Source organism: Psychroserpens sp., from assembly GCF_036960315.1.
Taxonomy (GTDB): domain Bacteria; phylum Bacteroidota; class Bacteroidia; order Flavobacteriales; family Flavobacteriaceae; genus Psychroserpens.
In genome coordinates this window covers 50,264-65,280 of the sequence record NZ_JBALVR010000012.1, presented here as the reverse complement: position 1 = coordinate 65,280, position 15,017 = coordinate 50,264, and the positions used below count along the sequence as shown (strand labels likewise).

Sequence of the window (15,017 nt, the reverse complement as noted above, 5' to 3'; positions counted from 1 at the left end):
GATAACACACCAAACAACTTTTGTTTACAACCTTGGTTATAAATCTATCTTAAAGTCTTTCATTCTTCATTTCAAAAATACTATTTTGGCATAGTTTTTAGTTCTAGATACTAAGTATTAAAAGAACAATTCAAAAGACCTTTAGTTTATGCGATATATATTGTCCCTCATATTAACTCTTACACTTACTCTACCTATATGTTCTCAAGAGGCTAATCATCCTTTAGCAGCTGAAAATATTGAAGCTCAAAATAAATGGGTGGATAGTACCTACAATAGCATGAGCATTGAGGAAAAGGTTGGTCAATTATTTATGGCTAGAGCATTTTCAAATAATAATAAGTCGAACGAAAATGAAATCGCTAAACTCATTAATAAATATCACATTGGTGGTTTGATATTCTCATCAGGAGGACCTGTAAGTCAAGCAAAGCTTAATAATTTGTATCAAGCCATTTCAAAAACACCTTTGCTTATTGGTATGGACGCAGAATGGGGTTTGAGTATGCGTTTAGATTCGACTTATGCTTTTCCTTGGAATATGACACTTGGTGCTGTAAAAGACAACGCATTAATTGAGCGAACAGGATATCATATAGGCGAACATTGTAAGCGTATTGGTGTCCATTTTAATTTTGCGCCTGTCGTGGATATTAATACAAATCCGAAAAATCCAATTATAGGGAACCGTTCGTTTGGAGAAGACAGAGATAATGTCACTGAAAAGGCTTCCGCGTTTATGAAAGGTATGCAAGATGCAGGTGTTTTGGCAAATGCAAAACATTTTCCTGGTCATGGTGATACTGATAGCGATTCGCATAAAACATTACCAACCATAAATTTTGACGAAAAACGAATTGATTCCATAGAATTATATCCATATCGTCAACTTATTAAAGAAGGCTTATCTAGTGTGATGGTTGCTCATTTAAATGTACCAAGTTTAGAGCCACGTTCTGGATTTCCATCATCCTTATCTAAGCATATTGTTACCGATATTTTAAAAGATAGTCTTGGCTTTAAAGGGCTCATCTTTACTGATGCTTTGGAAATGAAAGGGGTTTCCAATTATAGTCTTCCTGGGGATATAGATTTGGCGGCTTTTCAAGCTGGAAATGATGTGTTATTGATTTCCGAAGATGTTCCAAAAGCTATCGAAAAAATTATTGCAGCTTACAACTCAAAAGCTATTTCCGAAGACCGTTTAGCGCATTCGGTAAAAAAGATTTTAATGGCTAAATACAAGGTTGGCTTGCATGATTATGAACCTATCGGAACGTCTACATTAGTAAACGATTTAAACAGATTACAAGATGATGTTTTATATGAAGAGTTACTAGAAAGTGCCGTTACAGTATTAAAAAACAAATCGGAGCTATTACCACTTCGTAATTTGGAAACTAAAAAGATAGCTTATGTTGAATTGGGTGACGCTAGCGGCTCTGTATTTTATGATGAATTAAAGAAATACACAAAGGTTCATAGAGTTAAAGCAGAAAAACTGGATGAACTGATTACAAAACTCGAAAATTATAACACAGTAATTGTCGGGTTTCATCAGAAAAATGAGAACCCATGGCAAGACTATAAGTTTAATGAAAAAGAAAAGGTTTGGTTATACGAGATGGCAAGAACCAATACAGTCATTTTGGATGTATTTGCCCGACCATATGCACTCATCGATTTACTGACTATAGAAAATATTGAAGGTGTCGTTATGAGCTATCAAAATAGTGACATCTCTCAACAAAAATCAGCTCAAGCACTTTTTGGCGCTATTTCGGCTAAAGGCGAATTGCCAGTATCCCTAGGTGAGCATTTTAAAGTTGGCGACGGAATTTCTTATAGTGCTTTGTCATCTTTAAGTTACGGATTACCAGAGCGTGTTGGAATGAGCTCTGAGCGATTACTACGATTAGATTCTATGGCGCAATACGCTGTGGATCAAAAAATGACGCCAGGTATTCAACTTCTAGTAGCCAGAAAAGGGAAGGTGATTTATAATAAAAACTTCGGAAAGCATACTTATGAAGGCAAGGAAAAAGTCAAATTTGAGGATTTGTACGATGTCGCTTCCTTAACTAAGATTTTGGCAACGATACCACTTTTAATGGAACTTGAAGAAAAGAATGCTATTTCTTTAAACACAAAACTATCTAGAATACTTCCTGAATATCTAGAATCCAATAAAAAGAATGTTACGATAAAACAAATGCTTTCGCATTATGCGCGATTACGTCCTTGGGTTCCTTTTTATGTGTCTACCTTAGATTCAGTAACTAAAAAGCCAGACCCAAAATATTACAGACGAACGGCAACACCACGATTTAATATCAAAGTAGCGGAACAAATGTATTTGCGTCATGATTATCCGGATTCTATTCAAAAAATTATTGTAGAAACAGAATTGTTATCAACCCAGCGTTATCGCTATAGTGATCTGCCATATTATATTCTTAAAAAATATATTGAAGGCTACTATAATAAGACATTGGATAAATTAGTACAAGAACATTTTTATCAGTCATTAGGCGCTAACTATACAACCTATAATCCATCATCAATATTTAGTGATAAGAACATCATACCTACCGAAATTGATGACTATTTTAGATATCAGAAAGTTCAGGGTTATGTGCACGATATGGGAGCAGCTATGCAAAATGGTGTTGGAGGTCATGCTGGTGTGTTTAGTAATGCCAATGATGTGGCTAAAATTATGCAGATGTACCTTCAAAAAGGGTATTATGGTGGAAAACGTTATTTGAAGGCCGAAACGCTTAATAAGTTTAATACCTGTCATTATTGTCATAAAAATGTAAGGAGAGGAATAGGTTTCGACAAACCACAGCTAGGAGATGAAGGTCCAACTTGTGGTTGTTTATCTATGAAAAGTTTTGGTCATTCCGGATTTACAGGAACCTATGCTTGGGCAGATCCTGAAGAAGAGATTGTTTATATTTTCTTAGCCAATAGAACCTATCCAAAAGCTGGAAAGAACTTATTACTAAAAGAAAATATAAGAACAGAAATACAACGCTTAATATACGAAGCTATTATTCATGAAGAGTCTGAAGATGATATTGTGGAAGGTAATTAGTGTTATAATTTAGAAAATAGAACAAAAAGAAATGCGAATAGGAATTGTTTGTTACCCAACATTTGGGGGTAGTGGCGTTGTTGCCACAGAATTAGGAATAGAGCTGTCTAAGCGTGGTCACGAAATTCATTTTATTACTTATAGTCAGCCTGTTCGTTTAGAATTATTAAGCAACAATGTGCATTACCATGAAGTTAATGTCCCAGAATATCCTTTGTTTTTGTATCAGCCTTATGAATTGGCATTATCAAGCAAATTGGTAGATATGGTAAAGCTTCACGATATTGAAGTTCTGCATGTACATTATGCTATCCCTCATGCTTATGCGGCTTATATGGCAAAGAAGATGTTACAAGAAGAAGGGATTTATGTACCAATTGTGACCACACTTCACGGCACAGATATTACACTTGTTGGAAGTCATCCATTTTATAAACCAGCAGTCACTTTTAGCATCAATAAATCGGATGCTGTAACATCTGTTTCTCAGAGTTTAAAGGATGATACATTGCGTTTATTCGATATTAGAAAAGAGATTAATGTGGTGCCAAACTTTATTGATTTAGAAAAGCATGAACCTGATTTTACCGATTGTCAGCGCGTGATAATGGCAACTGATAAAGAGAAGATCATTACACATATTAGTAATTTTAGAGAGGTGAAGCAAATACCAGATGTGATTAAGGTGTTTTATAATATTCAGAAGGAAATTCCAGCAAAATTAATGATGGTTGGTGAAGGTCCGGAACGTGAGCCAGCGGAACGTCTGTGTGAAGAACTAGGTATAAGTGATAAGGTGGTTTTCTTCGGAAATAGTAATGAAATAGACAAAATTCTTTGTTTTAGTGACTTGTTCCTGCTACCGTCTTTAACAGAAAGTTTTGGATTATCAGCTTTGGAAGCTATGGCGTCTGGAGTCCCCGTTATTTCTAGTAATACAGGCGGAATCCCAGAAGTTAACGAACATGGTATTTCCGGATACTTGAGTGACGTTAACGATGTAGAAGACATGTCTAAAAATGCACTTCATATTTTAACAGATGAAAATCGTCTATCTCAATTTAAAGACAATGCAAAAGCAGTCTCTAAGAAATTTGATATCCATAAAATCGTACCTCAATATGAAGCGATTTATGAGGATACCTTGAAGAAGTGTTTGATATAGTAATTACCACCAAACCAAAAAACCTTTTGTTAGTTCTCCAATTTCGTTTTTCATCCAAAAAAGAGGTGACTGATTGTTTTTTAAAAATTCATTTGAATCGTTTTTAAACCTTTCACAATCTAACCAATCCATTGCATCATTGGGTTCTAAAAACCAATCTAGTTTTGAAGGGGTGTTGAATTGATAGCCACTAAGTAATCTAGACTGTTTAAAATATACGTATTCAAGCTTAATTCACTCCTGTTTATTACAACTATACTTTAATAAAATAATATTTAAGAAAATTAATGTTGAAATTATATATATTACCATTTTTTATTTTTTATAAGAAATTTCAATTCAAGCTGAGAGCAGGTTTTTACAGAACATTTTCGTAATTTTAAAACACAGATAGTTAACCATTAAAATCTTTATAGTTAAGAGGGATCATAATCAATTTTTTGTACTTCTATCATGAATATACAAGCCTCCAATTGCTTCCATGATTCCTTAAACTAATAATGCAATAGCTGGATTAAGTTTACTTAGTACATCACCATCTATAACTATTGCATTATTGGTCTTTTTTGTTCTATTATTACTTATTAGTTTTTATGATCTTTTTAATAAAATAATTTCCTTCATTATCTTTTAAACGCATAAGGTATATCCCAGCTGACAACGATGAAATATTGATTTTATTACTAAACATAATATCCATAACTTTTTGTCCACTAATATTAAACATTTCAATTGTTTCAAAAGTTAGTTCATTCGCAGTGATAATATTTATGCTTTCAGTTGTTGGATTAGGGAAGATATTTAGTGTTTGATTAGAAACAAAATTTGGAGTAGAAAGTGAAGCAATATCTAAAGTGTATTTTACTACGCCTGAATCATAAGTTGATATATAAATATGAGCAAAACCATTTTCATATTGATATGCCATACTTCCAGAACCAACATGTTCTAAAATTGAAGGCGGTATTGTATTCCAATTTAACCCATTATCTAAAGAATATACTAAATGAGCCTCGGTTGTTTGTGATGAATAAACAGATGCAATTATAACGTTTGCATCTGTTGTAGAATAGTCAATCTTTCTCAAATAACTTCCTACAAAAACTCTTACCCAATTTTCACCAAAATCTGTAGTCTTAAATATTCCTTGACTTGTTGAAGCTACTAATTCATTTGCATTATTTGGGTTTTGCTCAATGTCATAGACAATATCCAAATCTGCATCAAGATACGCGTCTATTCCATTACTTTTTTCAGTCCACACACCTCCTTGATCTAGACTTTCGTAAATTCTACCAGCTTGACCAATTAATGCATGATTAGAATTAGCTGGATTTATAAAAGTGGTAAAGTGTAAAGCTTGTGGCGCACCTGGTGTTGGATCCAAAGGTATTGGTAGAGCAATGTCTGTAAAAGATTCAGTAAGAGAGGTGTTAAAAAGTTTTGTAGTCCCATCATCAAAGGATACCCAAATATAATCTGTACCATTAGGATCAGTTTCAATATCAACTATATTGGAAGTAAATCCACCTAATAACAGTTGTACAATATTGGCTCCATGATTTTCTAGTACCAATAAATTGGCTATTACTCCACTTCCTTGTCTAAAATAAGTTCTTCCAGTAATGTATTGGTCTGGATAATAACTTTTAGGGTTTACAGTAAATGTACCCAATGGAGTTTCTTGATTAATTGTATGTATACCAGTTGACATATCTTTATGAACTATTCCTTCTAATGCTCCATAATATAAATGTCCTCCATTATTCGGATTATAACTTGCGAAATTTGAAAAAAAGAATGGGTTATCTATCTTTGTCAAAGTTGCCCCTCCATCTAAGGATTTAACTGGGTATTTGTCTACAGCAATCATTACTTCTCCATCATTGAAAGGGTTATAAGATGCTTTCAAACCATATATATATGGGTCTACATCAATATCATAAACAGTATTGGTCCAATTACTCCCACCATCAGTAGAAACCGCAGTTTCGTCACCACTTAAAACAATCATATAATCGGTATTTGTTGGATTAATTGTTATATAATTAACTTGATTTAGTGGACCTGAATTATCCCAAGTGATAGGAACAATACTCCAATTTTCTCCGCTATCAATTGATTTATATAAATTTGTATCACCAGACCATCCTGTTCCCAAATACAAATTATTTGAAGAATCAAATTTAAACGCATTTAATTCAATTCCAGCTAACTTTTCAGTAAACGTACTTCCTGAATCGCTCGAAACTAAAAGACCTCCATCAACAGAGGTAGGTCCAGCACCTCTTGAAATAAAAATATTATCTGGATTACCAGGATGTATTGCGACGTCATTTACCGACACTGAATCATTTATATCTCCATCATAAACAACCTGCCAATTTCCGCCTCCATTTGTTGAGTAATACACAATGTAGTGATTGGCTAATCCTATTTTATAACCTTCATTAATAATGATAACATCTGAATTAGCTTCAGAAATATTATAATCTTTAATCCACTCACGAGTAGCATTCATAGTGGCAGGGCCAGTATATTGTCTTGTAATAGCAGCGGTATTAATATCCAAAATATATACATTGTTCTCTGGCAAAACTTGTGTTACGAAGAAAGATAGTGAATCACTACCATACATATCTAATTGTTGGATTCGTGCGCCTTCATTCGGAAATGAATAAAAGAAATCCCAAGTGGCTCCATTGTCATTTGAAACAACAATATGAGATCTTAACGTTACGGCGAATACTCTATTTTCTATCGAAGGATGATACGTTAAATCTAGTAATCGACCAAATTCATCATCTCCCTCTAATGCAATTTGAGCATTAATATTAATAGAAATAAGTAGAGCAATAATTATTAAATATGAGATTTTTTTCATCTTAAAGTAAAATTTTAATATTTCACCAAAAGTATCAGTTGCACACTAAATAGCATGTTTTAGAAGTGGAAAAAACGTGACATATAAAAAAAAACTTAGTTTATCTTATATAAATGATCATATAGTTGCGATCCGTGATGAAGTCCAAGCTTTTTAGAAACTCTTTCTTTTCTTTTTCTACAAGCTTCTGGGGTAATATTAAAAATATGTGAAATCTCTTTTACAGACAAATTCATATAGATATAAGACAAAAACCTAATATCGTTTGTGTTTAATAATGAATATTCTGTTTTTAATTTATTTATGAATCCATGATTTACTTCCTCAAAGTGCTTAATAAACGATTCCCATTCATTTTCAGTCTTTAATAATCCTTTTAAATTTTGAATATGACTTTTTAATTCAGGATCTCTCCTGACATGATAAATTCTATCCAAATCTTCTATAATATTATTTATTAGATTGTTTCTATCTGATAGATATAAGGCTTTTGAAGATAGCTTTCTGTTCTTAAAATCAATCTCATTTTTTAATTTTTCCTGCTGCAGTAACGACAAGGTTTCTTTTTCTTTCAACTGTTTTTCTAACAATATTTTTTCTGTTTTTTCTTTATCTAATTCTAGATTAGTTAGTTCTTCAGTTTTTTCGTGTAATATCTTTTTTTGTCTACTCTTCATAAAGCTATTACGCAATGCCCAGCCAATAATCACAACAATAAAAAAAGAAGCAAATAATAAAATATAAAATTGTTTCCCCTGATCCTTAATTTTTTCTTGTTGATACAGTAGTTCTTTCTGATAGTTTTGAATCTCAAATTTCACTTTATTGCTCTCAAATAAACGGCCATTTTTAATATTATTCAGCCTGTTTTGTGCTATTAATAACGTATCCTTAATAGATAAAGCCGACTTAAAATCACTTTGCTCTATATGCAAATCAGATAAATGCTCATAAACATTTATTTTGTTTTCTATATTTAAACGACCTTCAAGGGCTTTATTTGCATAAAACATAGCTTTCTTAAAATCTCCTTGCTTTTGATATGACTTAGAAATGATTAAATAATTAGAAACCTTATGCTCCTTATATTCCTCTGTAAAAAATTGCGATTCTAGTTGAAATGAAAGCTTTATTGATTCTTTATACCTACCGCCTAACATATAATTATTGGATAAGATAAGATTTGCTTCTAAAAGCATTTTTGGGTCGTTTTCAAAAATTTGAATCGCTTCTTTTAGAAATTCTTGGGCTGTAGTTAGGTCATTTTTTTCATTTAAAACCGCACCTAGGTTTATTGCATATAATCCCTTTTTTATTAACTCTTTATTGTCATTTGCTGTATTATATGCTTTTCTGAAATTTTCTTCAGCCTTATCAAAGTTTTTCTCCTTAGAATACAGTATAGCAATATTATTGAGAACACTTATTTCATAGGTTGGTTGCAAATGATTTATTGCAATATCATATGCTTCTATATAGTTGGAAAGTGCCTCTCCATAATCTAACATAGAATAATAGTTAGCTCCAATATTATTTAATGCTAAAAACAGATCTTCATAATTCTCATTTTGTAGAGCCAGAGATTTAGCTCTAACTAATAGTTCCAAAGACTTTTCATGGTCCTTTTGTGTCATAGCTTCAATCCCAGATTCAATGAGTTCTCTTTCAGATTCTTGAGACACACAAACGAACTGGGTAAACAAAAGAAGACAAATTATACTATACCTCATAAGGTTAAAGATTTCTCTTAATCAAATATAGCTAAATTTTAGTTTACTAATTTTAATAAAATAGCACAAAAAAAGTGGTCTATTATAAGACCACTTAAAAAAACATGTTAGCTATTAATCCTAAGTTATTTTTTTATTATACGTTTTACAAGCATTCCATTTGTTGTTTCAACTTGCAAAATATAAAGACCACTGCTTAATGAAGAAACATTGATCTGATTATTTATTAAATCAATATTATGAGCAGCACCTAAAATGTCAAATAATCTCACATTATTAATAGAGTTATTTGAATTTAATTTGATATTTATCACTTCAGTTGTTGGATTAGGATAAACCAATAAATCCTTATCTAAATCAAATTCAGAGTTAGACAATGTGGATTCGTTTGCATTAAGAGCTATAAAGTATTCATAGTTTTGACCAAATGAATCAGCTGTTGCAGTAATGGGTAATCCTCCGCAGCCATCAGTTCCAAAATATCCTGGTTGTCCAGTTCCAGCCCCTTGAGCTGGCAGAAAATTAGCGCCAACTGGGTTTGGTACTACATATTCTACTACAATATGGGTAACTGTTGAAGGCACTAAAATTGGAGTTGTAAAATTATAGCTTCTCAACTCTGCCATGAAATTAGCATTTCCAACATTTATTGGATCTAAAGCAAAATCTTCTGTACCTAATACCGTAGCTGTTCCTGGATCAAACCCAGTTGGAAAAGTGCCATCTGCTTCATAAACATTAACCGTTATTGTTTGTGCTATATCATTTTGAAAAACACCAATGTCAATTGAAACTAAATCTATAGGTGTTATTACTCCAAAAGTTGCCAATTCAAAATGCCTTGCAATTCTATCGTTTGGACCACATGTAAAACCTTGAGCTTGAGATACCGATGATCCAAAATTATGGGTAATTGTGTAATCTGCTGATGGAGTAGGAACATCATTTGCGTCTACAGAAATAAAATACTCATAGTTTTGAGGAAACACATCTCCTGTAGCAGTAATTGGTAATCCTCCACATCCATCAGTTCCAAAATATCCAGGCTCTCCAGTTCCAGCGCCTTGAGCAGGATGAAAATTAGCGCCAACTGGGTTTGGCACAACATATTCAACTACTATATGAGTAACTGTTGAAGGCACTAAAATTGGTGTTGTAAAATCATAGCTTCTCATCTCAGCCATAAAATTAGCATTTCCAACATTTATTGGATCTAAAGCAAAATCTTCTGTACCTAATACAGTAGCAGTGCCTGGATCAAACCCAGCTGGAAAAGTTCCGTCTGCTTCATAAACATTAACTGTAATTGTTTGTGCTATATCAACTTGCCAAACACCTATATCAATTGATTCTAGTTCTATATATCCAGTAACACCGAAAGTTGATAATTCAAAATGTCTAACAACTCTATCATTAGGACCACAAGTAAAGCCTTGAGCTTGAGATAATGATGAACCTAAATTATGAGTAATTGTGTAATCTGCAGGTGGTGGGGATTCTATAGAAAGATTATCTATTTGTAATTCTTCATTATAATTAGTATCATGATGTCTAAAAGCTACATATACTGTTGATGACCCGACAAAATCAGAAACATCTAATGTTCTCTCAGACCAAGTCTGAGTGTTTTGTGGATTTTCACCAAAAGTTATAGGCGAGGCTGCTAGAGAAACTAAGTCATTTGCTGTAGCAACGTAAACATCATACTGCTCAGAACCATAATTGGCTAGACATTGCACATTCCATTTTAATGTAGCATTTCCTGTAACAGCTGACAAGTCAATAGCATCAGTAACTAACCAATTGTCTGGAAACAATTCAGCCCATCCATTATTTGGATCAGCAGAAAATGATGACACAGAGCCAGCGCTAGCAAGCCATGTCTGACCATCTAAATCTTCATCCGAATTATTCCATCCCGCTGGTATGCCAGCACTAAAATCTTCTGACCAATGTACTGTTTGAGCATTTACACCTACCAAGGATAGAAATGCAAAAAACAGAATAAAGTAGTTTTTCATCATAATTTTAAAAAGTTTTAATTATTAGTTTTCGAGAATTAAAAAACAAATGTAGATTTTAAAAACATTTTCGCATGATTAATTGCAAAATGTCACACTATTTCCGAATGTGATTTAATGTAATATAAAAGTAAATCAAAAAATTTTCAATGACACCACTGCATATTATCTATTGATTATCAGGTAATTACTTTTTAAAAAAAGTGTGAGTTAAGATGATTTAAAAGTAAAATGGGTATTATCCCTTTGCATTCTTTTTGTCCACTCATAAAATGGTTTTACCACCAAACCAAAAAGCCTTTAGACAGTTCTCCAGTTTCATTTTTCATCCAAAATAATGGTGACAGACTGTTTTTCAAAAACTTATCTGAATCACTTCTGAAATTTGAATACTCCAACCAATTAACAGTATCATTGGGTTCTAAAAACCAATCTAGTTTTGGTGGTATATAGAATTGACAGTCTGCAAATTGTTCTAACTGTATTTTGTTAATGTAAAATCCACAGACACAATCTTCATTTAAGTCTTTAAAATTTACGTTTTGTTGATAGGGTACAAAAAGCTGTGCTTTAAATAAGACACGTTGTTCAAAGTTAAAATGACCCAACTCCAATTGTTTTAAAGTTGATTTGCAATCTTCAGAATAGAGTAGAGGCAACTGCTTTTCTTTTAGCTTAGAAAGTTTTTCTATAAGACTATCTTTTCGGTTGGGACCAATCCATCGCTCTAATTCAGAATCACCAACAGATGCATCATAAACATAAAATTTGTAGATGATTTCTAAATGTATAGGCTTCTCATCAGCAATAATTAAAGCATCTAATTCGCCTAAAGTGTGTTTATCTTTCTGTATCTGAATATTTTCTGCAAGCAAATCAATCATCTCACATGTTTCAATCTGATTAAAAACAAACTGTTCGGCCAATTGCCCTAAACGTAATCGTCGCTCCAATTTCCGAAGAAAAACTAAGCCATATTCATTTGGTAATGCTAACTGTTTAAGATTGTTTACTGCATTATTTTTCCAAAGTACATGCGTGTTACAGTAAGCTAGATAAAGCTGTTGGATATGTTTCGAATCTATTTGCATTCAGCATCGAAATTACGAATATTAATTCTGAAAGCTACTAGAATAACAATACCTTTGCAGACAATTACAATTCACTATGGACACCACATTTTTCGACTTAGGGATTTCTAAATCTTTAATTCAAGGCTTAAAAGAACTCAATATAAAAACACCATCGCAAATTCAAGAAGAAGCGATTCCTGTTTTATTAAAAAATGATACCGACTTTATAGGATTGGCGCAAACAGGGACTGGAAAAACAGCAGCTTTCGGATTGCCAATTCTTCAGAATATCAATCCAAAAAAAGATCATGTTCAAGCTTTAATTTTAGCACCAACACGAGAATTGGTACAACAAATTCAGAAGCAATTATTTAAGTATACAAAGTATTGCGATGATAAGATTTTTGCAGAAGGTGTATATGGAGGTGAGAAAATGGACAAACAGATTAAACGTTTACAGCGAACCACTCATATCATTGTAGCAACACCTGGACGTTTGCTAGATTTTATTGAACGAGGTGAAGTGAACATCAAAAATATAGACACTTTAGTTTTAGATGAAGCTGATGAGATGCTAAGCATGGGATTCAAGCAGGATTTAAATAAAATTTTAGAGTATACAACCGGAACACGACGCACATGGTTGTTTTCTGCCACGATGCCTGAGGAGATCCAAAAGATTATAAAGACATATATGTCGCCAGATGCTGTTCGTGTTGAAATTGATAGAAATAGTATTGTGAATGCTAATATTTCGCATCATTATATCGTAACGTCTATCAAAGAAAAAACCAATATGATTGCACGTTTATTAGATAAATATGACGATGATAGAGGGATCATTTTTTGTAGAACAAAAGCGGGAACAGTTCAATTAGCTGAAACATTAAAAGCTGAAGGGTTTTCAGTCGATGCACTTCAAGGAGATATGCAACAAAAGGAACGTGATAAAGTGATGCGTGCGTTTAAAAACGAATCCTTGCAGTATTTGATATCAACTGATGTTTCGGCCAGAGGCATTGACGTTAATAACCTTGCATTCATCATACATCATCAATTACCCGATCAACAAGAATATTATACACACAGAAGCGGCAGAACAGCAAGAGCAGGTAAGACAGGTGAATCTATTGCACTTATTATTTCAGGAGAAGAGAAAGACATCCAGACAATTCAAAAAGATTTGGATATTAAATTTAGACAAATGACATTTTAAAAAATTAATTAAAAACTTATATCGAAAGAGCGTGTTTACTCATATAATTAGTCTACTTTCGCAGCCACTTAAATATGTAGCAATACGTATTTAGGTATTACACAAATTAGAACTCCTTAGTATGGTCACTAAGGAGTTCGCTTTTTTTATAACCTTAAGTAAGAAAAGTTTTAGTGGTTTATTCGTTATAACGTTGAAAAGACTTTAATTTTGCAAATCATTAAAAGCCGTTATGATCGACAACAAATTAGGCCTTCAGCCAAAAAAAACTGACAAAGAATTATATAGTTACCAAAAAGGTGCGATAGGTGAAATTTTTGAGAAGTTTGAAACGGCTCCAGACGATTATCATTTACTTTATCAATTACCAACAGGAGGAGGAAAAACTGTTATTTTCTCTGAAATTGTTCGTCAGTACCTAAAAACGCATAAAAAGAAGGTGTTAATAATGACACATCGCGTTGAACTTAGTAAGCAAACATCTACAATGCTCACAAGTTTTGGAGTGACTAATAAGGTCATTGATAGCAAAGCAAATTTAGATGATCAAGATGACTATAGCTGTTTTGTTGCTATGGTTGAAACTTTAAATAACAGGCTTAATGACGGTCAGCTTGATATTTCTGGTGTGGGATTAGTGATTATTGATGAAGCCCATTATAATTCATTTACAAAACTTTTTAAGTTTTTCGACAAATCGTTCATTTTAGGAGTTACTGCCACACCTTTAAGTTCTAATAAAGAATTGCCGATGAAAGGTAATTATAACGAGCTTATTGCTGGAGAATCTATTGGGTCGTTAATTGAAAATGAATTTTTAGCTCGCGCAGAAGTCTTTCAATATGACATGGGACTAACGTCTCTTGAAATTGGAAGTAATGGTGATTATACGGTGAAGTCATCTGAAGATTTGTATTCAAGTCCTGCTATGCTTGATAAGCTGTTAGAGGCGTATAAGAAACATTCTAACGGTAAAAAGGCCTTGATTTTCAATAATGGTATTAATACCTCTATTATGGTATATCATACATTTAGAGAAGCTGGTCTGCCAATTGCTCATTTGGACAATACTGCAACAAAAAAGCAGCGAAGCGAAATACTAAAATGGTTTAAAGAGACTCCAGATGCTATTTTGACTTCGGTAAGTATATTAACTACAGGTTTTGATGAACCAACTATTGATACCATTATTCTTAATAGAGCAACAAAGTCTTTGACTTTATACTATCAAATGATAGGAAGAGGCTCACGAATTTTGAACAATAAATCTATGTTTACAGTGATAGATTTAGGAAATAATCATCATCGTTTCGGACCTTGGGGAGCAGATCTTGACTGGGGTACGATTTTTAGATCTCCAAACTTTTATATGGATAAGTTAATGGATGACGAAACCATTGAAGGCAAGTTTAAGCATGAAATGCCTGAAGAATTGCGATTGGAATTCGCTAAATCTGAAGAGGTGTATTTTGATATTAAGCAAACCTATAAAGATGTGACTTTTAAAGGTATATCTTCAAAAGTTGTACTTGAGCGATCTATAGAACAACATGCAAAAATTTGTATTGAGAATAGCGAAGATATTTATGATGCTTTAGCTTTAGCAAAATTATTAGGTAGTGATGTTGATGTTAGAATTGATGTTTACTCAAAATGTATAAGTAAGAGTACACATAACTTTTTAAGTTGGTTACGAGATGATTATCGAAAAAAGCTAAACTCCTATTTACGAGCAAATTTTGATCAAGTTTTTGAGGAGATACATGGATTTCCTCCAGAGGACTAAATGTAATTCAATACTAATGGATTAATTATTTAGTGTTAAAGT

Annotated in this window: 8 protein-coding genes; 4 read left to right on the top strand and 4 right to left on the bottom strand. The window is 32.8% G+C overall.

The features are described 5' to 3' along the window. The first annotated feature begins 148 nt into the window (after positions 1-148). Together V7719_RS16625 and bshA are read left to right on the top strand one after the other, a co-directional pair. Positions 149-3,100, top strand: coding sequence for a glycoside hydrolase family 3 N-terminal domain-containing protein (locus tag V7719_RS16625; protein WP_335731074.1), 2,952 nt, complete (start codon positions 149-151; stop codon positions 3,098-3,100). Positions 3,101-3,131: 31 nt separating this feature from the next. Further along, complete coding sequence (gene bshA, locus V7719_RS16620) at positions 3,132-4,265, top strand: N-acetyl-alpha-D-glucosaminyl L-malate synthase BshA (protein ID WP_335731073.1); 1,134 nt, start codon at positions 3,132-3,134, stop codon at positions 4,263-4,265. 577 nt (positions 4,266-4,842) lie between these two features. On the opposite strand, the gene V7719_RS16615 is transcribed toward bshA, so the two are convergent. The 4 genes from V7719_RS16615 to V7719_RS16600 all read right to left on the bottom strand — a co-directional run bounded on the left by V7719_RS16615 (position 4,843) and on the right by V7719_RS16600 (position 11,991). After that, on the bottom strand, positions 4,843-7,149 hold the full coding sequence (locus V7719_RS16615) for a T9SS type A sorting domain-containing protein (RefSeq protein ID WP_335731072.1): 2,307 nt from the start codon (positions 7,147-7,149) through the stop codon (positions 4,843-4,845). A gap of 95 nt (positions 7,150-7,244) precedes the next feature. Continuing rightward, positions 7,245-8,831, bottom strand: a complete 1,587-nt coding sequence (locus tag V7719_RS16610) for a tetratricopeptide repeat protein (protein ID WP_335731071.1) — start codon at positions 8,829-8,831, stop codon at positions 7,245-7,247. Between the two features lie 173 nt (positions 8,832-9,004). Beyond that, positions 9,005-10,903 carry a T9SS-dependent choice-of-anchor J family protein gene (locus V7719_RS16605; RefSeq protein ID WP_335731070.1) on the bottom strand — a complete coding sequence of 633 codons (1,899 nt, stop codon included), beginning with the start codon at positions 10,901-10,903 and terminating at the stop codon, positions 9,005-9,007. Between the two features lie 275 nt (positions 10,904-11,178). After that, entirely contained in the window at positions 11,179-11,991 is an 813-nt protein-coding gene (locus V7719_RS16600; RefSeq protein WP_335731069.1) for a DUF1853 family protein, read from the bottom strand. Positions 11,992-12,067: 76 nt separating this feature from the next. On the opposite strand from V7719_RS16600, the gene V7719_RS16595 reads away from it, so the two are divergent. Beyond that, positions 12,068-13,189, top strand: coding sequence for a DEAD/DEAH box helicase (locus V7719_RS16595; protein WP_335731068.1), 1,122 nt, complete (start codon positions 12,068-12,070; stop codon positions 13,187-13,189). Positions 13,190-13,421: 232 nt separating this feature from the next. Then, positions 13,422-14,975 (top strand): DEAD/DEAH box helicase, encoded by a 1,554-nt coding sequence (locus V7719_RS16590; RefSeq protein ID WP_335731067.1) that lies wholly within the window; start codon positions 13,422-13,424, stop codon positions 14,973-14,975. Positions 14,976-15,017 lie beyond the last annotated feature (42 nt).